21 protein-coding genes are annotated in these 21,717 nt (G+C 63.9%); 10 read left to right on the top strand and 11 right to left on the bottom strand.

All coding sequences use genetic code 11. The features are described 5' to 3' along the window. Window positions 1-128: 128 nt before the first annotated feature. Together argJ and IVA74_RS04205 are read right to left on the bottom strand one after the other, a co-directional pair. Window positions 129-1,370 carry a bifunctional glutamate N-acetyltransferase/amino-acid acetyltransferase ArgJ gene (argJ, locus tag IVA74_RS04210; RefSeq protein WP_247340150.1) on the bottom strand — a complete coding sequence of 414 codons (1,242 nt, stop codon included), beginning with the start codon at window positions 1,368-1,370 and terminating at the stop codon, window positions 129-131. A 128-nt stretch (window positions 1,371-1,498) separates the two neighbouring features. Then, window positions 1,499-2,452, bottom strand: a complete 954-nt coding sequence (locus IVA74_RS04205; RefSeq protein ID WP_247340148.1) for a peptidylprolyl isomerase — start codon at window positions 2,450-2,452, stop codon at window positions 1,499-1,501. Window positions 2,453-2,805: 353 nt separating this feature from the next. Between IVA74_RS04205 and secA the strand changes: the two genes are divergently transcribed. Beyond that, a complete protein-coding gene (secA, locus tag IVA74_RS04200) occupies window positions 2,806-5,646 on the top strand; it encodes a preprotein translocase subunit SecA (protein ID WP_247340140.1) in 2,841 nt (946 codons plus the stop codon). Between the two features lie 208 nt (window positions 5,647-5,854). On the opposite strand, the gene IVA74_RS04195 is transcribed toward secA, so the two are convergent. Beyond that, window positions 5,855-6,289 carry a MarR family transcriptional regulator gene (locus tag IVA74_RS04195; RefSeq protein ID WP_247340138.1) on the bottom strand — a complete coding sequence of 145 codons (435 nt, stop codon included), beginning with the start codon at window positions 6,287-6,289 and terminating at the stop codon, window positions 5,855-5,857. Between the two features lie 178 nt (window positions 6,290-6,467). Here IVA74_RS04195 and IVA74_RS04190 point away from each other — a divergent pair, with 178 nt between their 5' ends. From IVA74_RS04190 to IVA74_RS04160, 7 genes are all read left to right on the top strand, one after another. Continuing rightward, window positions 6,468-7,652 (top strand): substrate-binding domain-containing protein, encoded by a 1,185-nt coding sequence (locus IVA74_RS04190; protein WP_247340136.1) that lies wholly within the window; start codon window positions 6,468-6,470, stop codon window positions 7,650-7,652. A gap of 160 nt (window positions 7,653-7,812) precedes the next feature. Beyond that, the gene (locus tag IVA74_RS04185; RefSeq protein WP_247340135.1) at window positions 7,813-9,327 is read left to right on the top strand and encodes an amidase; all 1,515 of its coding nucleotides are present in this window, start codon (window positions 7,813-7,815) and stop codon (window positions 9,325-9,327) included. Window positions 9,328-9,363: 36 nt separating this feature from the next. After that, window positions 9,364-10,221: a branched-chain amino acid ABC transporter permease gene (locus IVA74_RS04180; RefSeq protein WP_247340134.1), complete on the top strand. Its 858-nt coding sequence runs from the start codon at window positions 9,364-9,366 to the stop codon at window positions 10,219-10,221. A gap of 2 nt (window positions 10,222-10,223) precedes the next feature. Beyond that, window positions 10,224-11,444, top strand: coding sequence for a substrate-binding protein (locus IVA74_RS04175; protein WP_247340133.1), 1,221 nt, complete (start codon window positions 10,224-10,226; stop codon window positions 11,442-11,444). 6 nt (window positions 11,445-11,450) lie between these two features. Then, window positions 11,451-12,557 (top strand): branched-chain amino acid ABC transporter permease, encoded by a 1,107-nt coding sequence (locus IVA74_RS04170; protein ID WP_247340132.1) that lies wholly within the window; start codon window positions 11,451-11,453, stop codon window positions 12,555-12,557. Further along, window positions 12,544-13,278, top strand: a complete 735-nt coding sequence (locus IVA74_RS04165; RefSeq protein ID WP_247340128.1) for an ABC transporter ATP-binding protein — start codon at window positions 12,544-12,546, stop codon at window positions 13,276-13,278. The genes IVA74_RS04170 and IVA74_RS04165 overlap by 14 nt, the downstream gene beginning before the upstream one ends. Continuing rightward, window positions 13,271-13,966, top strand: coding sequence for an ABC transporter ATP-binding protein (locus IVA74_RS04160; RefSeq protein WP_247340123.1), 696 nt, complete (start codon window positions 13,271-13,273; stop codon window positions 13,964-13,966). The genes IVA74_RS04165 and IVA74_RS04160 overlap by 8 nt, the downstream gene beginning before the upstream one ends. Before the next feature lie 38 nt (window positions 13,967-14,004). On the opposite strand, the gene IVA74_RS04155 is transcribed toward IVA74_RS04160, so the two are convergent. From IVA74_RS04155 to IVA74_RS04120, 8 genes are all read right to left on the bottom strand, one after another. After that, window positions 14,005-14,409 (bottom strand): PIN domain-containing protein, encoded by a 405-nt coding sequence (locus tag IVA74_RS04155; RefSeq protein WP_247340122.1) that lies wholly within the window; start codon window positions 14,407-14,409, stop codon window positions 14,005-14,007. Further along, the gene (locus tag IVA74_RS04150; RefSeq protein WP_247340121.1) at window positions 14,406-14,636 is read right to left on the bottom strand and encodes an AbrB/MazE/SpoVT family DNA-binding domain-containing protein; all 231 of its coding nucleotides are present in this window, start codon (window positions 14,634-14,636) and stop codon (window positions 14,406-14,408) included. The genes IVA74_RS04155 and IVA74_RS04150 overlap by 4 nt, the downstream gene beginning before the upstream one ends. A 106-nt stretch (window positions 14,637-14,742) precedes the next feature. Further along, window positions 14,743-14,964: a hypothetical protein gene (locus IVA74_RS04145; RefSeq protein WP_247340118.1), complete on the bottom strand. Its 222-nt coding sequence runs from the start codon at window positions 14,962-14,964 to the stop codon at window positions 14,743-14,745. Next, the gene (locus IVA74_RS04140) at window positions 14,945-15,238 is read right to left on the bottom strand and encodes a hypothetical protein (RefSeq protein ID WP_247340116.1); all 294 of its coding nucleotides are present in this window, start codon (window positions 15,236-15,238) and stop codon (window positions 14,945-14,947) included. Before IVA74_RS04140 ends, IVA74_RS04145 begins: the two co-directional genes overlap by 20 nt. A gap of 96 nt (window positions 15,239-15,334) precedes the next feature. Next, the gene (locus IVA74_RS04135) at window positions 15,335-16,873 is read right to left on the bottom strand and encodes a murein L,D-transpeptidase family protein (protein WP_247340114.1); all 1,539 of its coding nucleotides are present in this window, start codon (window positions 16,871-16,873) and stop codon (window positions 15,335-15,337) included. Window positions 16,874-17,346: 473 nt separating this feature from the next. Then, window positions 17,347-18,309 (bottom strand): acetyl-CoA carboxylase carboxyltransferase subunit alpha, encoded by a 963-nt coding sequence (locus IVA74_RS04130; protein ID WP_247340112.1) that lies wholly within the window; start codon window positions 18,307-18,309, stop codon window positions 17,347-17,349. 313 nt (window positions 18,310-18,622) lie between these two features. Further along, the gene (gene xerD, locus IVA74_RS04125) at window positions 18,623-19,606 is read right to left on the bottom strand and encodes a site-specific tyrosine recombinase XerD (protein ID WP_247340108.1); all 984 of its coding nucleotides are present in this window, start codon (window positions 19,604-19,606) and stop codon (window positions 18,623-18,625) included. Between the two features lie 17 nt (window positions 19,607-19,623). After that, window positions 19,624-19,770 (bottom strand): histidine kinase, encoded by a 147-nt coding sequence (locus IVA74_RS04120; RefSeq protein WP_247340106.1) that lies wholly within the window; start codon window positions 19,768-19,770, stop codon window positions 19,624-19,626. 174 nt (window positions 19,771-19,944) lie between these two features. Between IVA74_RS04120 and IVA74_RS04115 the strand changes: the two genes are divergently transcribed. Next, on the top strand, window positions 19,945-20,568 hold the full coding sequence (locus IVA74_RS04115; RefSeq protein ID WP_247340104.1) for a shikimate kinase: 624 nt from the start codon (window positions 19,945-19,947) through the stop codon (window positions 20,566-20,568). Beyond that, window positions 20,565-21,713, top strand: a complete 1,149-nt coding sequence (gene aroB / locus IVA74_RS04110) for a 3-dehydroquinate synthase (RefSeq protein ID WP_247340103.1) — start codon at window positions 20,565-20,567, stop codon at window positions 21,711-21,713. Before IVA74_RS04115 ends, aroB begins: the two co-directional genes overlap by 4 nt. Window positions 21,714-21,717 lie beyond the last annotated feature (4 nt).

Genomic DNA, 21,717 nt, shown 5'->3' with positions numbered 1-21,717 from the left:
CCAGACCGTAATCCATCCCAGACATCGCTCGCTCCCGCGAATCATCACTCAACTCACGGAATCAGCAATCAAATTCCTCCGCAATATGTGTGAATTCGACAGCCGCAAGAACGGGGCGAGGAGATGGGCTACGACCTGTAATCCCCGTTGATCGCGACATACTCCTTGGTGAGGTCGCAGGTCAGCACGCGATCGCGGCCCTTGCCGAGGCCGAGCGAGACCTTGATCGAGATCTCCGGTGCCTTCATCGCCTCCGACACCTGCGCCTCGTCATAGGACGGATCGCGCGCGCCGCTCTTGGCGACGCGGATGCCGTTGAAGGAGATCGAGAGCTTGTCGCGGTCGGCCGGTTCGCCGGCCTTGCCGACCGCCATCACCACGCGGCCCCAATTGGCGTCTTCGCCGGCGATCGCGGTCTTCACCAGCGGCGAGTTGGCGATCGACATCGCGATCTTGCGTGCCGACGTCTTGGTCTTGGCACCCTCGACCGTGATCTCGACCAGCTTGCGCGCGCCTTCGCCGTCGCGGGCCACCTGCTCGGAAAGACTGGCGAGCACCTGGTTGAACGCCTTGACGAAGGCCTTCAGGCGCGGGTCGCCGGCGCGGCTGATCCTTGGCGCGCCGTGTTCGGCGGCAGCGCCGGTGGCAAAGGCCAGCAGCGTATCCGAGGTCGAGGTGTCGCCGTCGATCGTCACTGCGTTGAAGGTGTCCTCGACGCCGCTCTTGAGCAGCGCCTGCAGCGCGGCGGGCGCGATCGGCGCGTCGGTGAAGACGAACGACAGCATCGTCGCCATGTCGGGCGCGATCATGCCGGCGCCCTTGGCCATGCCGTTGATCGTGACCTTGGCCTTGCCGAGCTTCACGGTCGCGGTCGCGACCTTCGGGAAGGTGTCGGTGGTCATGATCGCCTTGGCGGCCGCCAGATAATCGCCGGCCTCGGTGGTTTCCGCGAGACGCCCGAGCACGCCGTCGAACTTGGTCGCATCCAGCGGCTCGCCGATCACGCCGGTCGAGGCCAGGAAGATTTCGCCCTCGGGGCATCCGACGGCCTTGGCCGCGATCTTCGCGGTCAGCGCGGTGGAGCTGCGGCCGGTCTTGCCGGTAAAGGCATTGGCATTGCCGGAATTGACCACCAGCGCCCGCGCCTTGCCGCCCTTCAGCTTGGCGCGGCACCATTCCACCGGCGCGGACGGGCATTTCGATTTGGTGAAGACACCTGCGACCGCGGTACCCTTGTCCATCACCGCGAGCAGAACGTCGGTGCGGTTCTTGTAGCGGATGCCGGCCTCGGCCGTCGCAAGGCGGACGCCCGCGATCACGGGCATGTCGGGAACGTTTTTCGGGGCGAGGGGAGAAACGGAGGAGGACATCGGGGCGCCTTGGTGAGGTCTGGACATGCAGATGGCCGGGACATCCAGTGCGAAGACGTGCTTCGCACTTTTGGCCCGGCCATTGCGACGTTAGATACTATTGGCGTCCGTGAAGTGACAGCGAATTCTTACTTCTTCGCCGGGGGCGCCATCTTGCTGTCGGAGGGCTTCGCATCGGAAGGCTTGGCATCGGAAGGTTTGGCCGCATCAGCCGGCTTGGCGTCCTTTGCCGCATCGGCCGGCTGGTCCAGCCGCTCGACCTTGGCTTCCGCGCGCAGCTTGGCGACGTAGTCGGCCTGGGCCTTGCGGGTGACATACTGCTCGATCTGGGCCTTGACCTGCTCGAAGTCCGGCGCCTTGCGGCTGCGCTTTTCCTCGACCTTGATGACGTGCCAGCCGAACTGCGACTTCACGGGATCGGAGATCTTGCCCGGCTCGAGCGCGAAGGCGACCGCCGAGAATTCCGGCACCATCTGCTCCTTGGTGAAGAAGCCCAGGTCGCCGCCGTCGGCCGAGCCCGGATCCTTGGATTTCTTCTTGGCGAGCTCGGCGAAATCGGCACCCTTGTCGAGCTCGGCCTTCACCGCCTTGGCCTCGTCCTCGGTCTCGACCAGGATGTGGCGCGCGCGAACTTCCTGCTCGCCGGTGATCTGCTTGGAGGCCTCGTCATAGACCTTCTTCATTGCGTCCGGGGTGATGGCGGCCTTGCCCTCGCCGGCGAGCAGGCTGTCCATCAGCAGGCGGTTGCGGGCGAATGCGAGGCGCTTCTTGAACTCCTCGCCGTCGGCGACCTTCTTGTCCTCGGCGGCCTTGCCGACGATCTTCATGTCGATCAGGAAGGACAGGACGTTCTCGTCCTTGGTCGCCGGGTCCATCTGGGCGAGGCTCGGCCCGAGTTCCTCCTCGGCCATGGCGACGTCGCTCTTCTTGATTTCCGCGCCATTGACCTTCGCCAGTACCGGATCGTCGGCGGCCCGGAGCGGGCCCGCGAACGCCAGGGACAGCGCCAAAGCGAGGCAGCCAGCCAGGGCGGACGCGTGGCGGAAACGCTGGCCGGTTGTTACCGGGAACGAGGTGGTCATGGAAAATCCTTTTGTTGAAGCAGGGGGCTGCTCGAGCGGGGCGGACACTCGCCCAATTCAGGGGGCCTTGGCAACGCGAAAAGTCTGTCAAAATGATGAATTAGCCGCAATGCGCCCGCCGTTGACAAGGCCCTGACCGGGCCATATCTCTGCGCGGTCGCGTCCATGGCGATGGCGTTTATTTTGCTACGTTTTTGGCCGTTGAACCCAGACTTGCCCAACTCCCACCCATATGGCGGATGGACCCCGCAGTCCGGGCTCCGGCGCCACCAGGCGTCACGGTGAGTTGATGGGCAGGCGGGTGACAACCTCTCGGCTGCAACGCGGTTGAATCGCGAACACAGGAACCAGGCATGATCGGCGCGCTCGCCCGCAAATTTTTCGGCTCCGCCAACGACCGGCGGGTGAAGGGATATCAGTCCCGCGTCAGCGCGATCAACGCGCTGGAGCCCGAGGTCTCGAAACTCTCCGACGAGGCGCTCAAGGCCCGCACCGCCGACTTCAGGAAAGAGATCGCCGAGGGCAAAACGCTGGACGACCTCCTGGTCCCCGCTTTCGCCACGGTCCGTGAAGCCGCCAAGCGCACGCTCGGCCAGCGCCATTTCGACGTCCAGCTGATCGGCGGCATGGTGCTGCACGAGGGCGACATCGCCGAGATGAAGACCGGCGAAGGCAAGACGCTGGTTGCGACGCTCGCGGTCTATCTCAACGCGCTCGCCGGCAAGGGCGTCCACGTCGTCACCGTCAACGACTACCTCGCCAGCCGCGACTCCGCCTGGATGGGCCAGATCTACGGCTTCCTCGGCATGACCACCGGCGTGATCGTCCACGGCCTGGACGATTCCGAGCGCAAGACGGCTTATGCCTGCGACATCACCTACGGCACCAACAACGAATACGGCTTCGACTATCTGCGCGACAACATGAAGTACCGGCTCGAGGACATGGTCCAGCGGCCGCACTTCTACGCGATCGTCGACGAAGTCGACTCCATCCTGATCGACGAAGCGCGCACGCCGTTGATCATCTCCGGCCCGCTCGACGACCGCTCCGACTTCTACAACACCATCGACGGCTTCCTGCCCAAGCTCGACAAGACCGACTACGAGGTCGACGAGAAGCAGCGCACCGTGACGCTCACCGAAGGCGGCATGGAGAAGATCGAGACGCTGCTGCGCGATGCCGGCCAGCTCAAGGGCGAGTCGCTCTACGACGTCGAGAACGTCTCCGTCGTGCACCACATCAACCAGGCGCTGCGCGCCCACACGCTGTTCACCCGCGACAAGGACTACATCGTCCGCGACGACGAGGTCGTGATCATCGACGAGTTCACCGGCCGCATGATGCAGGGCCGCCGCTATTCCGAAGGCCTGCACCAGGCGCTGGAAGCCAAGGAGCATGTCCAGGTCCAGCCGGAGAACCAGACGCTGGCCTCGATCACCTTCCAGAACTATTTCCGGATGTACGAAAAGCTTGCCGGCATGACCGGCACGGCGCTGACCGAAGCCGACGAATTGTTCGACATCTACAAGCTCGAGGTCGTGGAAATCCCGACCAATCTGTCGGTCGCTCGTCTGGACGAGGACGACGAGGTCTATCGCACCCAGAACGAGAAATACGCCGCGATCCTGGCCGAGATCGAGCGCGCCAATGCGCGATTGCAGCCGGTGCTGGTCGGCACCGCCTCGATCGAAAAATCGGAAGTGATCGCCGAATATCTGAAGAAGCACGGCTACCGGCAGATCGATTTCGGCAACGAAAATTCGATGCAGAAGCTGTACGCCGCCGCCCGCGCCGGCAAGCCGGCCAAGCTGTTCGCGGTGCTGAACGCGCGCTTCCACGAGCAGGAAGCCTATATCGTCGCGGAAGCCGGCGTGCCCGGCGCGATCACGATCGCGACCAACATGGCCGGCCGCGGCACCGACATCAAGCTCGGCGGCTCGCTCGATATGCGGATCCTTCAGGAGACCGGGGGCATCGAGGACGAGGCCGAGAAGGCCAAGAAGATCGAACAGATCAAGGCCGATATCGAGCACTTCCGCGACATCGTGCTGAAGGCCGAGGAAGAGGTCGAGATCGAGCCGGCGAAGGGTTCGAAGCCCGCCAAGACCGTGAAGAAGCCCGGCGGCCTCTACATCATGGGCTCCGAGCGCCACGAATCCCGCCGCATCGACAACCAGCTCCGCGGCCGTTCCGGCCGTCAGGGCGACCCCGGCCGCTCGAAGTTCTTCCTGTCGCTGGAAGACGATCTGATGCGCATTTTCGGCTCGGATCGCCTCGACAGCATGCTGCAGCGTCTCGGCCTGCAAGAGGGCGAGGCCATCATCCATCCTTGGATCAACAAGGCGCTGGAGAAGGCGCAGCAGAAGGTCGAAGCCCGCAACTTCGACATCCGCAAGAATTTGCTCAAGTTCGACAACGTCCAGAACGACCAGCGCAAGGTGATCTTCGACCAGCGCGTCGACCTGATGAAGGACGACAGCGTCGCCGAGACCGTCACTGACATGCGTCACGCCTTCATCGACGACCTCGTGGCCAAGCATGTGCCCGAGCATGCCTATGCCGAGCAGTGGAACGTCGCGGGCTTGAAGGAAGAGCTCAAGCGCGTGCTCGATCTCGACCTGCCGGTCGAGGACTGGGCCAAGGAAGAAGGCATCGCCGACGAAGAGCTGCTCACGCGCATCGAGACCCGCGCCGACGAGCACATGGCCGCCAAGGTCGGGCAATGGGGCCCCGACGTGATGCGTTACGTCGAGAAGACCATTTTGCTCCAGACGCTCGACCATCTCTGGCGCGAGCATTTGATCATGCTCGACCATCTGCGTCAGGTCATCGGCCTGCGCGGCTACGGCCAGCGCGATCCGTTGCAGGAGTACAAGACCGAGGCCTTTAATCTCTTCCAGGAGATGAGCGCGCATCTGCGCGAGGCCGTCACCGCGCAGCTGATGCGGGTCGAGATCGTGCCGCCGGAGCAGGAAGCCCCGGTGCTGCCGCAGATGGAAGCGCACAAGTTCGATCCGAACACCGGCGAGGACGAAATGGCGCTCGCCCACGTCTCGCTCGGAGCGCAGGCCACCGACGCGGCACTGCGTGATCCCAAAAACCCGGCCAGCTGGGGCAAGATCGGCCGCAACGAGGATTGCCCGTGCGGCAGCGGCAAGAAGTACAAGCACTGCCATGGGCGGTACGCTTAGCCGTTAAATTCCGCTGACGTCGCCCGGCTTGACCGGGCGTCCAGTACGCCGCAACCTCTCGGTTCCGTCATATCAGTCTCTGGAATACTGGATCGCCCGCCCCAGTGCGCAATTGCGCACAAGGCGGGCGATGACAGCGAGTATGTGGTGCCCGCTGTGCGCTTCGCTTGTCCGGGAGGACGTGCCGAGCGTGTGCTACGCCACCGCTCTAATTCGAGCTGTCGATCAAGCTCTCCAGCAGCCGCTTCAACTCGCTGGTCGATTTGTCGCCGTAGCTTTCCAGGATGTGCTCCTCCTGGTCGACCGCGAGCGAGTTGAGCTTCCTGCTCAGCACCTTGCCGCGATCGGAGATGAACATCAGCACCTTGCGGCGATCGTTCGGGTCCTGCACGCGGTAGACCAGCGTGTCCGAGACCATGCGGTCGATCATCTTGGTCAGCGTCGGATGGTTGAGCAGCACGGCATCCGCAAGCTCGCCCATCGAATGGCCGTTGCCATCCGACAGCACTTTCAGGATGCGCCATTGCTCGACGGGCACGCCTTCCTTGCTCAACCGCAGTTCGAGCTGCCGGTTGATCTCCCGGTTAGCTTGCGCGAGCAGGTAGGCGAGGTGTTCGGTGATCGGGGAGTTTGGTTTTGCCACGGCTAAGACTTTGTCTTGACCCAAATGAGTGAATGTCTTGCAATCGATGCTGCATCTATATGCACTTCAATTCTTGAATATTCAATATTTTCAAAATAGGATATTGCCCAACAAAAGGGCGGATGCCGCGGCCGCCTGCTCAATGTGCTTTCAGGTCTGGTGCCAGACAGGAGTTGGCGTGCACACGACGGTAAACTTCCCGGCTCACGGCGGTCCGGCGTTGCCGCCGTCCATGCTGTTGCGGAATCTGTCGCCCGTCGCGACCGACTTCGACCTGTCTCCGATCGACGCGCATTTCATGAAGCGCCGCGGCGCGCGCGACAAGCTCCGCATCGGCAATTTTCTCACCTTCACCGGCTCGCCCGGAATCTGGGGCCCGACCTCGACCAACAGCGCAATGCTGGCGGTTGCCGAGATCAACAGGCGCGGCGGCATTCTGGGTCGCGAGCTCGAGCTGTCGATCTACGATTCCGGCGGCCCGATTGACGAGGTGCTGCGGCGCGCCGAGCAGGCGATCGCCTTCGACGAGGTCGACCTCATCATGGGCTCGCATATCAGCGCCGTGCGCGTTGCCTTGCGCAAGGTCACCGGCAATCGGATCCCCTATATCTACACGCCGGTCTATGAGGGCGGCGAGCGTACGCCGGGCGTGATGGCGATCGGCGAGACGCCGCGCTGGCAGAGCCGGCCTTCGATCCACTGGCTCGCGGACGTCAAGAAGGCGGCGCGCTGGTATCTGATCGGCAGCGACTATGTCTGGCCCTGGCTGTCGCATCGCGCGGTGAAGCGCTACATCAAGGAAGCTGGCGGCCAGGTCGTCGGCGAGGAGTTCGTCCCCGTCGGCGAAGACCATCACGAGGCGCATCTGGCGCGCATCCGCGCTGCCAAGCCGGACGTGGTGCTGATCTCGCTGATCGGCACCGACAGCATCACCTTCAACCGCGCCTTCGCGGAAGCGGGCCTCGCGACCTCGACGCTGCGGCTCGCGGGCGCGATGGACGAGACCGTGCTGCTCGGCATCGGTGCCGACAACACCGAGAACTTGTTCTGCGCCTCCGGCTATTTCAACTGCATGGCCTCGCGCGCCAATGACGAATTCCTCTGCGCTTATCAGGCCATGTTCGGCCCGCACGCGCCGCCGGTCGGCTCGGTCGGCCAGTCGAACTATGAGGGGCTGCGGTTCCTGGAGTCCGTCGCCAACCGTGCCGGCTCATTGGCCTTGCGTCCGCTGCTGAAGGCGGCGCGCAACACCGTCTATTCGGCAGGCCGCGGTCCCGTCACCATCCGCGATGGCCGCGCCGAGATGCCGATGTACCTCGCCGAAGCGGACGGCCTCGACTTCAGGCTCATCAAGACGCTCTGACCTCAGGTCGTCCCTCCGGTCCGGCACATTCGTGAAATAATACTTGAAAAGGAAAATATTTCCGCCTGTAATATCGAAGTGGAGCCGACTGGCCCGCGCCGTGCACGCGCGCCCATGAGGATCCAACGCCAGGGATCAAGAAGCCTTTGAGGAGAGCGCCGTGACAGTTGTCCTTCCCACGCCAGCCCAACTTCGCAGTGTCGCCGACCAGTGCGGCCTTTCGCTGACCGACGACGATGTCGCCTCGTTCCGCGGCCTGATGCAGGGCTCGATCGAAGCCTACAATCTCGTCGGAGCCATGCCGGACGAGGTGCCGGAGGTCAAATATCCGCGCACGCCGGGCTATCGGCCCTCACCGGAAGAGAACCCGCGCAACGCCTGGTATCGCAAGTCGACAGTGAAGGGCGCTGCCAGCGGCAAGCTCAAGGGCAAGACCGTCGCGTTGAAGGACAACATCATGCTCGCCGGCGTTCCCATGATGAACGGCTCGGCGACACTCGAAGGCTACGTTCCCGATTTCGACGCCACCATCGTCACACGTATGCTCGATGCCGGCGCCGAGATCGCCGGAAAAGTGCATTGCGAATCCTTCTGCATGTCCGGCGGCAGCCACACCAACGCGGTCGGCGCGGTGCACAATCCGCACAAGATGGGCTATTCGGCCGGCGGCTCGTCCTCGGGCTCAGGCGTCGTCGTCGCGCTCGGCGAGGTCGACATGGCGATCGGTGGCGACCAGGGCGGCTCGATCCGCATGCCGTCCTCGTTCTGCGGCACCTACGGCATGAAGCCGACCTGGGGCCTCGTGCCCTACACCGGCATCATGCCGATCGAGGTTTTCGTCGATCACACCGGCCCGATGACGGCAACGGTCGCCGACAACGCGCTGCTGCTCGAAGTGCTCGCCGGCGACGACGGCTACGATCCGCGCATCAAGGCGCCCAAGGTCGAGGACTACACCAAGGCGCTCGGCCAGGGCGTGAAAGGCATGAAGATCGGCATCCTCAAGGAAGGCTTTGAGCAGGCGACCGCGGAAGCCGCCGTCAACGAAAGCGTTCGCGAAGCCGCAAAACGCTTCAGGGACCTCGGCGCCACTGTCGAGACCGTCTCGATCCCGATGCATCTCGTCGGCCCCGCGATCTGGACGCCGATCGGGACCGAGGGCATGACCCAGACCATGATGTATGGCGACGGCTACGGCCTGAGCCGGTCCGACCTCTATTCGACCACGCTGATGGATTTCCATCGTGGCTGGCGGCGGCAGGCGGATTCACTGTCCGAGACCACAAAACTGTTCCTGCTGCTCGGCACCTACATCAACAACACTTTTGGTCCCCGCTATTACGGCAAGGCGCTCAACATCTCCCGACGCCTGACCGCGGCCTACGACAAGGCCTTCAAGGACTACGATTTGCTGCTGCTGCCGACCACACCGATGAAGGCGACCAAGCTGCCGGAGCCCACGGCCAGCCGCGAAGACTACGTCGCGCGCGCGCTGGAGATGATCTCCAATACCGCGCCGTTCGACATCACCCACCATCCCGCGATGTCGCTGCCCTGCGGCATGGTCGACGGCCTGCCCGTCGGCCTGATGCTGGTCGGCCGCATGTTCGAGGAAACCACCATCTACCGCGCCGCCCACGCCTTCGAGCAGATCGGCGACTGGAAGAAGATGTGAGCGAGGCATGGATGCAGACGAGCGGGATTTTAGCGCATGGCTAACGCGTTCGTCGCGGCGTTCGAGATCCTGAGCTTTGGTGCGATCATCGTCCTGATCGTGCTGGGGCTCGGGATCATCGCCAGCATGATGGGCATTTTCAACTTCGCGCAGGGCGAGTTCGTCCTGCTCGGCGCCTACATCACCTATCTCGCCTACGCCAAGGGCCTGCCGATCTGGGCCGGCATGGTCGCGGCGCCCTTCGTGGTCGGCGCGCTCGGCTTCGTGCTGGAGGCGTTGATCATTCGCCGGTTCTACGCCGCGCCGATCGTGGCCATGCTCGGCACCTATGCGCTCGGCCTGATCATCCGTGAGACCGTGCGCGGACTGATCGGCGGCTTCTATCTCACCGTGCCGGAGCCGATCGGCGGCTCGATCGACATCGGCGCCATGCACATCTCGGCCTGGCGTTTCACCATCATCGTCATCACGCTGCTGGTGATGGTCTGCTGCTATCTCCTGCTGTCGCGCACGAACTTCGGCTTGCGCATGCGCGCCACGCTGGAAAACCCGTCGCTGGCGCGCGCCTCGGGCATTTCAACGCCGCTGATGTACGGCGCCACCTTCGCCTTTGGCTCCGCGCTTGCCGGCCTTGCCGGTGCACTGATCGTCCCCGTGTTCAGTCTCTACGCCGATCTCGGCCTGCGCTTCCTGATCCAGGGATTTGTCGCCGTCATGGTCGGCGGCGTCGGCTCCTTCATCGGGCCGGTCGCTGGCGCCGGCGTCATCGGTACGCTCAGCGCCGCGTTGCCCTGGGTGATGGCGCCCGTCGTCGCCGATGTTCTCGTCTTCGTGCTTGCCATTGTTTTCATCAAATTCCGGCCACAGGGCCTCATCGCTGGAAGAGGGGTTTAAATATGTTTGCAGAACGCACCAATCTCACCCGACGTCGTTTCCTCTCCAATTTCGCCTTCGCAACCGGCGCAGTCGCGACCGGTGTCGGCAGCTGGGTGATTCCGGCGCCCTGGGCCAATGCAGCGGGAGGTCCGATCAAGGTCGGCATCGCGACGGACCTCACCGGCCCGATTGCGTACGCCGGCACGGCGGACGCCAACGTTGCCAAGATGCTGGTCAAGCAGATGAACGATGCCGGCGGCCTGCTCGGCCGTCCGCTCGAGCTCTACATCGAGGACACCGCGTCGAACGAATCGGTCGCGGTGGGCAACGTCCGAAAGCTGATCCAGCGCGACAAGGTCGACATGGTGCTCGGCGGCATCACCTCGTCGATGCGCAACGCGATCAAGGATCCGATCGTCGCGCGCGGCAAGACGCTCTACATCTATCCGCAGCTCTATGAAGGCAAGGAGTGCACGCCCTATCTGTTCTGCACCGGGCCGACGCCGGCGCAGCAGTGCGACGAATTCATTCCCTGGCTGATCAAGAACGGCGGCAAGAAATTCGCGCTGCCGAGCGCCAACTATGTCTGGCCGCACACGCTCAACGTCTACGCCCGCAAGGTGATCGAGGCCAACGGCGGCGAGGTCGTGTTCGAGGAATACTACCCGCTTGACCAGGTCGATTTCTCTTCGACCGTCAACCGCATCATCTCCAACAAGGTCGACGTCGTCTTCAACACCGTCATTCCGCCCGGTGTCGGCCCGTTCTTCAAGCAGCTCTATGAAGCGGGCTTCCTCAAGAACGGTGGGCGTCTCGCCTGCGTTTACTATGACGAGAACACGCTCAACATCAACCAGGCCGCCGAGATCGAGGGGCTCGCAAGCTGTCTCGATTATTTCAAGGTGCTGACCAAGGAGAACCCGTTCGACGCAAAGATCCAGACGGCCTACGAGAAGGATTTTCCGGGTAACTTCCTGTTCGCGGCCGGCAGTGCCGCGACCGGCACCTATCGCGGCCTCAAGCTGTGGGAAGCGGCCGTCAAGGAGGCCGGCAAGGTCGATCGCGACTCGGTGGCCGCAGCCCTCGACCACGCCAAGATCGCTGAAGGACCGGGCGGACCAGCGGAGATGGTGCCGGGCAAGCGGCACTGCAAGATGAAGATGTACACCGCGGTCGCCAAGGCTGGAAACTACGAGATCGTCGGACGCAGCGACGGGCTCGTCGATCCCAAGGAATGCTAAGGTCGAATGCCGAAATCGATGGGCGCAGTAAAACAGGCGATCCCCGCTGAGATCGGCGGGGAGGCGGACGTCGCAATGGGTGGCAGCGGGACGGCAGGGCAGGCCGCTTCGGGACGAAAGGTCCTGCCGATCGTGGAGGGCGTCGTGCTCGTCGCGGCGCTGCTCGCGCCGCTGGTGCTGCAAGACTACCTCACGGTGTTCGCCACGCGCGTGATTATCCTCGCGCTGTTCGCGCTGTCGTTCGATCTGGTGTGGGGCTATGCCGGCATCATGAGTTTCGGCCAGGCGCTGTTCTTCGGCTCAGCCGGGTACGGTGTGGCGCTGCTCGCGCGCGACCTCGATATCACCAACATCTTCCTGGTGCTGCCCGCGGGAACGCTGATCGGCCTGACCTTCGCGCTGCTGCTCGGGGGCTTCCTGCTGCTGGGACGGCATCCCTCCAGCGTGATCTTCGTCTCCCTGGGCACACTCACCGGCTCCTACGCCGCCGATCGGCTCGCGCGCGGCTGGTACTATCTTGGCGGCCAGAATGGCATCCCCTCGATTTCGTCGATGACGCTCGGCAGTTACGAATTCTCGGAAGGGCCGTCCTTCTATTATCTCGTGCTCGGCATCCTCATTGTGGTCTATCTCCTCTGCCGCTTCCTGGTGCGCTCGCAGTTTGGCCTTGCGCTGGCGGGCCTGCGCGAAAACGAGCAGCGGATCGCCTTCTTCGGCTACAAGGCGCAGCATCTGAAGGCGATCATCTTCGCGATCGGCGGCGCCGTCGCGGGCCTCGCCGGCAGCCTCTATGCCTTCCACGAAGGGTTCGTCTGGCCCAACATGGTCGGCGTCGTGGTCTCGACGCAAGTCGTGCTCTACGTGCTGTTCGGCGGCTCTGGCACGCTGATCGGCGCGGTCATCGGCGCTGTCATCGTCGAGGGCGTCAGCTTCTGGCTGTCGGACAATTACCGCGAGGTCTGGCCGATCATCCTTGGCGTGCTGCTGTTGCTCGTGATTCTGTTTCGGCCGCTCGGCCTGATCAGCTTTGTGCTCGGCGAGCGCGAGCGGGTCGGCAGTTTTGGTGCCAGGCCCAAGGAGACCGAAAAGGAGAAGCGCAATGCCGCTCCTTGAAGCCGCCGGCGTCAAAAAAATCTTTGGCAAGCTCACTGCGCTCGATGGCGCCGCGCTCACCGTCGGCGAGAACGAGTTTCACGGCCTGATCGGTCCGAACGGCTCCGGCAAGAGCACGCTGATGAAATGCATTGCAGGGGCCGAGGTGCCGACGCAGGGCAAGGTCTCCTTCGTCAACACCGACATCACTGCGTTCACGCCGACCGAGCGTGCCCGCGCCGGCATGAGCCTGAAATTCCAGATCACCAGCGTGCTGCCGTCGTTGACGCTCTACGACAACATCTTGCTCGCGCTCCAGGCGCAGTCCTCGCTGCTCGACCTCGTTTTCTCGCGCACCCGGGGCGCGTTGCACGACCAGGTCATGACCATGCTGACGCAATTTCGCCTTGCCGACCGCGCTTTCGATGCAGCGGCGGCGCTGTCGCACGGCCAGCAGCAATGGTTGGAGATCGCGATGGCGCTTGCCGGCAAGCCGAAACTTCTGCTGCTCGACGAGCCGACCGGCGGCATGAGCCTGGAGGAGCGCCGCGTCACCGGCGAATTGTTGCAGCCGATCAAAAAGCATTGCTCGCTCGTCATCGTCGAGCACGACCTCGATTTCATCCGCGATATCTGCGACCGTCTCACCGTGCTCGACCAGGGCAAGGTGCTGGCGTCAGGCACGGTGTCGGAGATCCAGGCCAACAAATCCGTCCAGGAGATCTATCTGCGCCGTGCCTGAATTTTTGGACATCAAGCATCTCGATGCCGGCTATGGCCGCAGCCAGGTCCTGTTCGACGTCAACCTGGGCATTCCCTGGCGCGGCGGCGTCGCCGTGCTCGGCCGCAACGGTGCCGGCAAGACCACGTTGATGAAGACCATCGTCGGCGAGCTGCCGGCGTGGAAGGGCGAACTCGCCTTCGACGGCCGCGACATCAGCCGCCGCGCCACCCAGGAGCGCGTGCGCGCCGGCATCGGCTACGTGCCGCAGGAGCACTCGGTGTTCGCGCGCCTGTCGGTGCGCGACAATCTCGCGGTCGGCTCGCTTGCGAGCAGGAAGGCCGACGCGGTCGACCACGTGCTGACCATCTTCCCGAAGCTCGGCCAGCGCCTCGACCAGCCCGCCGGCACGCTTTCCGGCGGCGAGCGCAAGATGCTCGCCATCGGCCGCGCCATGCTGGGCGATCCAAAACTGCTGCTGCTGGACGAGCCGACCGAAGGCGTCTGGATCGGCGTGATCGAGGAGATCACCGAACGCCTGATCGAGCTCGCGAAAAACATCGCCGTCATCATCGTCGAGCAGCACCTCGATCTCGCGCTGCGCGTTGCCGATTACGCCTATGTGCTCGACCGCGGCCGCGTCGCGCTGCAGGGCAAGGCGGGCGAGGTGAAGGGCAATCCGGAGCTGCTGCGGTATCTGGCGCCGTAGATAACTTGCGGACTGTCAGATCGCTTGGTGTGGGGCGTTCACGGCGTGCTTCCGAGAAACGGATTGAGAATGGTGAGTCCGCCGATGCTGCGGCCGTGCTGCATGTCCTCGCTGTAGAGCGTGTCGCATCCGGCTTCGATCGCAGCGGCAATGATCAGCGCGTCGTAAAAAGCAAGCGTGTGGTCGCGGGCAAGCGCAAGCGCCGCGGCGTGCGTGTCGGCGGTGAGCGGTGCAGTATCCGGAAAGCGAAACCGGATCGATTGCACCGCAGCTTCGATCACAGGCCAATCCTGTTTCTGCTTCTTGCGCAACACGTTGGTGAACTCGTTCAGCACCTGTGTGCTGATGACACCGCCGCCGGCAATCGTGGTCAATGCGCGCTGCCGCCGGACGTCGGTCGAAAAGGCATAGATCAGGACGTTGCTGTCGAAGAAAGCGCTCACCGCTCGTTCGCCTCGTCGCGGTCGAATTCGTAGCCTTCGGGCAGGGGAAATTGGAACTGTTCCGCCTGCTTGAGAAATTCTGCCCGCTTGTCGATCTTCTCCACCGCGATCTGGCCTTTCGAGGCCTTCACGACGTCGAGTTCGTCGCCGGGGGCGAGGTTCAAGGCTTCAACGAGTCTCTTGGGCAAGCGAACCGCAAGGCTGTTGCCCCATTTGGAAACCAACATTGCTTGCTCCACGATATACAATATATTTGTATATCTTAAGCTGGATATCATCAAGTGCAAGTAGCCCAGACATGAGCCAAAACGCTGGTCGGAAACCCAGCGAACGTCATCCTCCAGGCGGCTTTCCCCAATTGACGATTCCTGGCATCGCGCTCGGCTGGGACCGACTTTCCGACCAGCCGGCGGGTGTCATTGTCTTCTCGAAGTCTGCAACAGATGGCGGAGCAACGAAGACGGCATCATCGTTGAGCGTCAGCGGTTGAATGTCGATGCTCGCAGGGCAAAGAAAATCCGGCGCTCGTCCGACGTTACGCTCGACGGCAGCCACCAAAGCATCCTGATCGTGCGTTAACGGCTTGTAGCCGTTGATCCACCTGCGTTCCGAGCATATCGAGAACGGCGGAGATGTTTTGAAGCTTGCGTTCGATCAAGCCTTCAGACCGATGCACGGTCGTCATGAGCTGGCGCCGATTCTGCGCCTTGCTGTAGGCAACGCCCGCCCTCTCGGAGGTCAACATCTGAAAATAGCTATCGACCACTGCGGAGATCTCGCTCTCCGTCCAAAGTGTGCCAGCGATCTCCTCGGTTTGCTCCCGGTCCAAGTCTCAGCTTCTTGGACTTGAATAGTATCAGGCACGCTGCTGGCGCAACGGCGGCACCTAAAATGCAGGAAACCGTTGTAAGCGATTAGATTCGTCCTACTTCACCGCCCCAAAGCGGCTGTCGAACGAGTTCGATGACATGACCGGCGCAGCTCCCATGATCTGTGTCGCTTCACCGGCACCATCCGATACCGACGGCTTCAGCGCCGGGCGCGTCGCGGCGAGGCGGGTGTCGGGCTTCGCCGGCTCGGCGGGTTTGGCGGCCACGATCGGCTTCGGCGCCTCCTTGGCCGTATCTTTGGATTTGTCGTGTCCCGGCACGAACCGGGTCACTGCGGCTTTCAGTCTCGACGCTGCGGTGGGCGGCGTTGTCGACGGCGCGGCCGGGGCGACGGACGCGGTGGCCTGCGGCGGAGGCGTGGTCGCCGTGGTATCGGCGGTGCCCATGCCCATCTTGCGGCCGAGGTTGGAGAAGAAGCCGGCTTTCTCAGCCGGCGCGGCGTTGGCGACACGGGCGTTGGCGGGCGCGCTGACGGCGACGACCGGCTCTGCCTGCGGCGAGGGCGCGGCTGCGTCGAGATTCGGCTTCGGCGGATTGACGTGGCCGGGGATCGTGCCCGGCGCCTTCGCCATCGCCAGCATCTGCAAGGTCGTGCCTTCGGCGCCCTCGGACAGACCGGTCGAGCCTTCCGGAATCTTCGCGGCAAAGATCTTGTTCATGCCGCCGTCGATGCCGGTGTTCATGCGCGCCACCGGTGTGCCGCGCGAAACCAGCTTGTTGTACTCGGCCTGGTCGCGCGCATCCTTCTCGCGCACGGCGCGGGCGATGTCCTCGGGGATCACATAGGCCGGACATTTTGCCGAGGCGTCGAACACCGGATCACGCTTGGCGTCGGGCGCCTTGGTTGCGTCGAAGACGTACTTCTTCTCGCAGAAATCGACCTTCGGCTCCTGCCGCGTCACTTCGAAATGATCATAGCCTTCCTTGATCATCTTCCAGAACGGCATGTTCGGGTTGTTCCGGTGCTTGGCCATGTTCACCGGCGTCATCTTGAACGGATAGGCCTGGAACTGGAACGCTTTCTGGCCGCCGAAGAAGGACTCGCGCCCGAGCGAATAGATCTCGGCGATCTGCTCGTCGGTCATCGCATAGCAACCGCGCGAAGAACAATCGCCATGCACCATCAGCTGCGAGCCGGTACGGCCGAGCGCGCGATCAAACGCGTTGGGAAAGCCGGTGTTGAACGAGAGGTAATAGGCCGATTGCGGATTCATCTGGCCCGGATTGATCGAATAGAATCCCTCTGGCGCCTGGCGGTCGCCTTCACGGACCTTCGGCCCCAAATCGCCCGACCAGCGGCAGATCGGATAGGTCTTGAGCAGGGCGAACTGGCCGTTGCGGGCCTGCTTCCAGATCTCGAGCTCGGCCTCCTGCTTGAACAGGCGCACCAGGATCGGCGATTGCAGGTCCATGTCCTTTTCGACCATCGCGGCGAGAAGTTTTGGCGGGACCGGCTGGTTGGCCTTGGCGTTGGTCGCGAGCGAGACCTGATCGGTATCGCAGCCGGCCAGCACAATGCTGGCGGCAAGCGCAACCGAAGCCAAAACCGCGCGAGCAAGCGAACGAGAAATCAAGACGGACCCCACACCGTGCCGGGCATCGCGCAAACCCCAATCTTGAAGCATGATCCGACCGGCCATCCGGGCCCGTCGCGACGGGCTTTTTCGCAATCACACTCCAGCGCTTATGCCCTGAAGCCATTGATTAAAATTCTAACCTCTGGGGCATGTGGTCGCAACCCGAGCGGGGATCACGAGCCCGTTGGCCCAAAGGTGTGGTCAACGAAGACTTAAACTGGGCCGTAACTTGGGCCTTGCGGCCAAACCGGTACTGAGATCGCTGATTTGGGCAAAAAAAGGGTTAACGCGGAGTTACCGGGGGCTCGGGACAGGTCTCTCGTGCCCCGGACGCAGCGCAGCGCTCCTTCAGCGGTGCGTTGCAGAGCCGGGGCCCATGCTTGAGGCGATCTCCGGAAGTTTCTGGGTCCCGGCTCTGCGGAGCGGCACTTCGTGCCGCACCGCGTCCGGGACACGAAAAACCGTCCGAATCAGCCCAGTTTACGGCCGATATCGAGGAATTTCTGGCGTCGGTGCTTGCGGACGGCGTCGCCGTCGAGGCCGCGGAGCTCGTCAAAAGCCTTGGCGATGGCGTCGCCCGTGGTGGCGATCATGGCGGCGGGGTCGCGATGGGCGCCGCCGACCGGCTCCTTCAGAATGCTGTCGATTACGCCGAACCGGAGCATGTCCTGGGCGGTGATCTTCATGTTGTTGGCGGCTTCCTGCGCCTTGGAGCCGTCGCGCCAGAGGATCGAGGAGGCTGCCTCGGGCGAGATCACGCTGTAGATCGCATGCTCCAGCATCAGGACCTTATTGGCGGTGGTGATGGCGATGGCGCCGCCCGACATGCCCTCGCCGGTGATGATGGCGACGTTCGGCACGGTCAGCGCCAGACAGGCATCGGTCGAGCGCGCGATCGCCTCGGCCTGGCCGCGCTCTTCCGCGCCGATGCCGGGATAGGCACCGGCGGAATCGGCAAGCGACAGCACCGGCAGGCCGAAGCGCTCGGCCATCTCCATCAGCCGCACGCATTTGCGATAGCCCTCGGGCCGCGCCATGCCGAAATTATGCTTGATGCGGCTCTCGGTGGAATCGCCCTTTTCCTGGCCCATCACGCAGATGGCCTCGCCGCGGAAGCGGCCGAAGCCGGCGACCAGCGCCTCGTCCTCGCCGAACTTGCGGTCGCCGGCGAGCGGAGTGAACTCGGTGATCAGGCCCTTGATGAAGTCGTTGAAATGCGGCCGCTGCGGATGCCGCGCGACCAGCGTCTTTTGCCACGGCGTCAGGTTCAGATAGAGGTCGGCCAGCGCCTGCGCTGCCTTGTCCTCGATTCGCCCGATCTCATCAGTGATGTCGCTGCCGGAGGCCGCAAGCGTCCGCAATTCGTCGAGCTTGGAATCGAGCTCGGCGACGGGCTTTTCGAAATCGAGATAGCTGCGCATCTGGTCTGGCATCAACTCAATATAGGGAGGGCGGGGCGAGGCGGCGAAGCAGATTCGAGCCTTCGGAAAGAAGTGTAGCTTCTTCAATGAGTTGGCTTGTGCACTCTTAGGCCGCCCGCCAAATCAATCGTGAGGCCCCGGCTCTTTCTGCGGAGATGTGGCCGAAGTCAAGGCGGTTTCATCGTCGTCCCGGCCGGCTCTCGTGTCCCGCACGCGTTGCAGCGCTTCTTCAGTGCTGCTGCGCAGAGCCGGGACCCAGCAAGCGGCATGGACCCCGGCTCTGCAGCGCACCGTTTCACGCTGCGCTGCGACCGGGGCACGAGCCTTACTTCTCCGCCAGCGGATGCAGGTCGCGAACGAGGCTCTTCAGCCGCTCCTCGACCACGTGGGTGTAGATCTGGGTCGTCGAGATGTCGGTGTGGCCGAGCAGCGTCTGCACGATCCGCAAATCGGCACCGTTGTGAAGCAAGTGGCTGGCAAACGCATGGCGCAGCACGTGTGGGGAGACCAGCCGGGCCTGCAGGCCGGAAGCGACCGCGAGCTCCTTCAGGTCGCGGGCAAAATGCTGCCGCGTCAGATGCCCGCTCTCGCCGAACGAGGGGAACAACCATTTCGAGGCCGCCACGCTGTTCTTCTTGTCCGTCTTGTTGTTTTCCTTGGCGGCTTCCGTCGCGGCGAGATAATCGGCCATCGCCTGCCGCGAGGCCTCGTTGAGCGGCACCAGCCGTTCCTTGTTGCCTTTGCCGCGTACCACGATCATGCGGGCGTCGCGCTTTGCGGCAGTGCGCGGCAGCGCCACCAGCTCGGAGACGCGCAGGCCGGTGGCGTAGAGCACCTCGAGCAGGCAATAGAGCCGCAAAGCGCGCAGCCGTTTCGAGGGCGAGGCATCTTCCGCCGTACTCAATTCCGTGGCGCGGCGGAGCATGCGGTCGACGTCCGCGATCGACAGCACCTTTGGCAGCCCGCGGCCGCGCTTGGGGCCGGACAGGATCGCCGCGGGATCTTCAGCGCGGATGCGCTCGTTGAGGAGAAAACGGCAGAGATGCCGTATCGCCGACAGCCGCCGCGCGACGCTGGTGGATTTGAAGCCGCGCGTGTCGAGGTCGGCGAGATAGTCGCGCAGCGTCTGCGTCTCGGCGTCCGCAAATGTATGGCCGACGCGGCCGAGAAACTCCGAGAAATCGGCGAGGTCGCGGCGGTAGGCATCGAGCGTATTGGGGCCGGCGCCCTGTTCCGCGGCGAGCATGTCGAGGAACAGGCCGGTGAGCTTGGCATCTGAGGGCTTGTTAGCGGAAGATCTGGCACGCATGCCCGGCAGCCTAGCGCCTATTTCTTGAGAAATTTGTCCGCCGGGATCGTCACCGTCATTTCCCGCGGCTTGGGGTTGACGAAGTTCGCCAGCGCGAAGACCACGCCATAGACAATGCCGGCGATCACGGCGACGACCGTCAGGAAGCGGAACAGGCTGGGCATCGGGCAAGGTCTCGGAGAGGGTCTCGGGCGGCCGAATTAACCAATGAAATCATCCAACATGTTCGCCGTTTCGTGGCAAGAGTCCTCTGGCGAGGCCCCCTTTGGGGTCGTATAGGTGGCCAAAGCATGCCGCCTTTGGCGGCGGTTCGAGCGAGACCCATTCGAGCGAGACAAATGTCCGACGCCGCGTTGCCGATCCAAGCTTCGCCCGAGGCCGACATCCTGTCGGCGCTGGGCGCGCGCTCGATCGTGCTCGTCGGCATGATGGGGGTAGGCAAATCCACCATCGGCCGCCGCATGGCGATCCGGCTCAAGCTGCCCTTCGTCGATGCCGACACCGAGATCGAGGCGGCGGCCGGCATGACCATACCGGAAATCTTCGAGCGCCACGGCGAGCCGCATTTCCGCGATGGCGAGGCCCGCGTGATCGCGCGTCTGCTCGACGGCGGCCCCATCGTGCTGGCGACCGGCGGCGGCGCCTTCATGCGCGAGGAGACGCGGGGCCGCATCGCGGCGAAGGCGATCTCGATCTGGCTCAAGGCCGATGCCGACGTCATCATGCGCCGCGTGCGCCGGCGCGCCGACCGTCCGCTGCTCCAGACCGCCGACCCCGAAGGAACCGTGACGCGCCTGCTCATCGAACGCGAGCCGGTCTACGGCCATGCCGACCTCACCATCGCCTCGCGCGACGTGCCGCACGACAAGATCGTCGAGGAGACCATCGAGACGCTGCGCGCCCATCTCTGCGGCGAACAGGCGTCCCCGCCACCAGCCGACGTCGCGAGTGCCGCACGATGACCGCGCCTTTGAAACATTCCGATCCCGTCAACGTCGAGGTCGCGCTCGGCGATCGCGCCTATGACATCGTCATTGGCCGCGGCGTGCTGGCCTCGCTGGGCGAACGGGTCGCGCGTTTACGTCCCGGCGTGCGCACCGCGATCGTGACGGATCGCACCGTCGCAAAATACTGGCTCGAACCCGCCGAGGCCTCGCTCGCAGCCGCCGGCATCCCGACATCGCGCATCGTCGTCGAGGAAGGCGAGATCTCGAAAACCTATGCCGGGCTCGAAAAGGTCAGCGAGGCCCTGATCGCCGCAAAGATCGAGCGCAACGATCTCGTCGTCGCGCTTGGCGGTGGCGTTGTCGGCGATCTCGCCGGCTTTGCGGCAGCGATCCTGCGCCGCGGCGTCGATTTCGTGCAGGTCCCGACCTCGCTTTTGGCACAGGTCGATTCCTCCGTCGGCGGCAAGACCGGCATCAACTCGCCGCAGGGCAAGAATCTGCTCGGCGCCTTTCACCAGCCGGTGCTTGTCGTCGCCGACACCGCCGTGCTCGACACGCTGTCGCCGCGGCAATTCCGCGCCGGCTATGCCGAGGTCGCCAAATACGGCGTGCTCGGCGATGAGGCCTTCTTCACCTGGCTTGAGAACAACCATTCCGACATCTCCAGGGGCGGCGCGGCGCGCGAGCATGCGATCGCGACCTCCTGCCGCGCCAAGGCCGGCGTCGTCTCGCGCGACGAACGCGAGACCGGCGAGCGCGCGCTGCTCAATCTCGGCCACACGTTTGGTCACGCGCTGGAAGCGGCGACTGGGTTCTCCGATCGTCTGTTCCACGGCGAGGGCGTTGCGATCGGCATGACGCTGGCGGCGCAGCTCTCGGCCAGGCTCGGCATGATCGGCGAAGCCGATGCCGCGCGCGTCGAGCGGCATCTGATTGAGGCCGGCCTGCCGACGCGTTTGCAGGACATCGCGGGCTTCGCGCAGGAAGGGCTTGCCGATGCCGATGCGCTGATGGCGCTGATGTCACAGGACAAGAAGGTCGAGCGCGGCAAGCTCACTTTCATCCTGCTGGAGGCCGTGGGGCGCGCCGTCATCGCGAAGGACGTCGAGCCGGCTCCGGTGCGCGATTTCCTCAAGGACAAGCTCGCCCTCAAGGCGTGATACG

The organism is Bradyrhizobium sp. 132 (genome assembly GCF_023074185.1).
Taxonomy (GTDB): domain Bacteria; phylum Pseudomonadota; class Alphaproteobacteria; order Rhizobiales; family Xanthobacteraceae; genus Bradyrhizobium.
The sequence above is the reverse complement of the archived record's forward strand: the minus strand, read 5'-3'. Positions and strand labels throughout refer to the sequence as shown.

Coding starts and splice junctions, on each gene's coding strand:
- argJ (WP_247340150.1), bottom strand. CDS start 1,370: ATGTCCTCCTCCGTTTCTCCCCTCGCCCCGAAAAACGTTCCCGACATG.
- IVA74_RS04205 (WP_247340148.1), bottom strand. CDS start 2,452: ATGACCACCTCGTTCCCGGTAACAACCGGCCAGCGTTTCCGCCACGCG.
- secA (WP_247340140.1), top strand. CDS start 2,806: ATGATCGGCGCGCTCGCCCGCAAATTTTTCGGCTCCGCCAACGACCGG.
- IVA74_RS04180 (WP_247340134.1), top strand. CDS start 9,364: ATGGCTAACGCGTTCGTCGCGGCGTTCGAGATCCTGAGCTTTGGTGCG.
- IVA74_RS04175 (WP_247340133.1), top strand. CDS start 10,224: ATGTTTGCAGAACGCACCAATCTCACCCGACGTCGTTTCCTCTCCAAT.
- IVA74_RS04170 (WP_247340132.1), top strand. CDS start 11,451: ATGCCGAAATCGATGGGCGCAGTAAAACAGGCGATCCCCGCTGAGATC.
- IVA74_RS04165 (WP_247340128.1), top strand. CDS start 12,544: ATGCCGCTCCTTGAAGCCGCCGGCGTCAAAAAAATCTTTGGCAAGCTC.
- IVA74_RS04150 (WP_247340121.1), bottom strand. CDS start 14,636: ATGTTGGTTTCCAAATGGGGCAACAGCCTTGCGGTTCGCTTGCCCAAG.
- IVA74_RS04130 (WP_247340112.1), bottom strand. CDS start 18,309: ATGCCAGACCAGATGCGCAGCTATCTCGATTTCGAAAAGCCCGTCGCC.
- xerD (WP_247340108.1), bottom strand. CDS start 19,606: ATGCGTGCCAGATCTTCCGCTAACAAGCCCTCAGATGCCAAGCTCACC.
- IVA74_RS04120 (WP_247340106.1), bottom strand. CDS start 19,770: ATGCCCAGCCTGTTCCGCTTCCTGACGGTCGTCGCCGTGATCGCCGGC.
- IVA74_RS04115 (WP_247340104.1), top strand. CDS start 19,945: ATGTCCGACGCCGCGTTGCCGATCCAAGCTTCGCCCGAGGCCGACATC.
- aroB (WP_247340103.1), top strand. CDS start 20,565: ATGACCGCGCCTTTGAAACATTCCGATCCCGTCAACGTCGAGGTCGCG.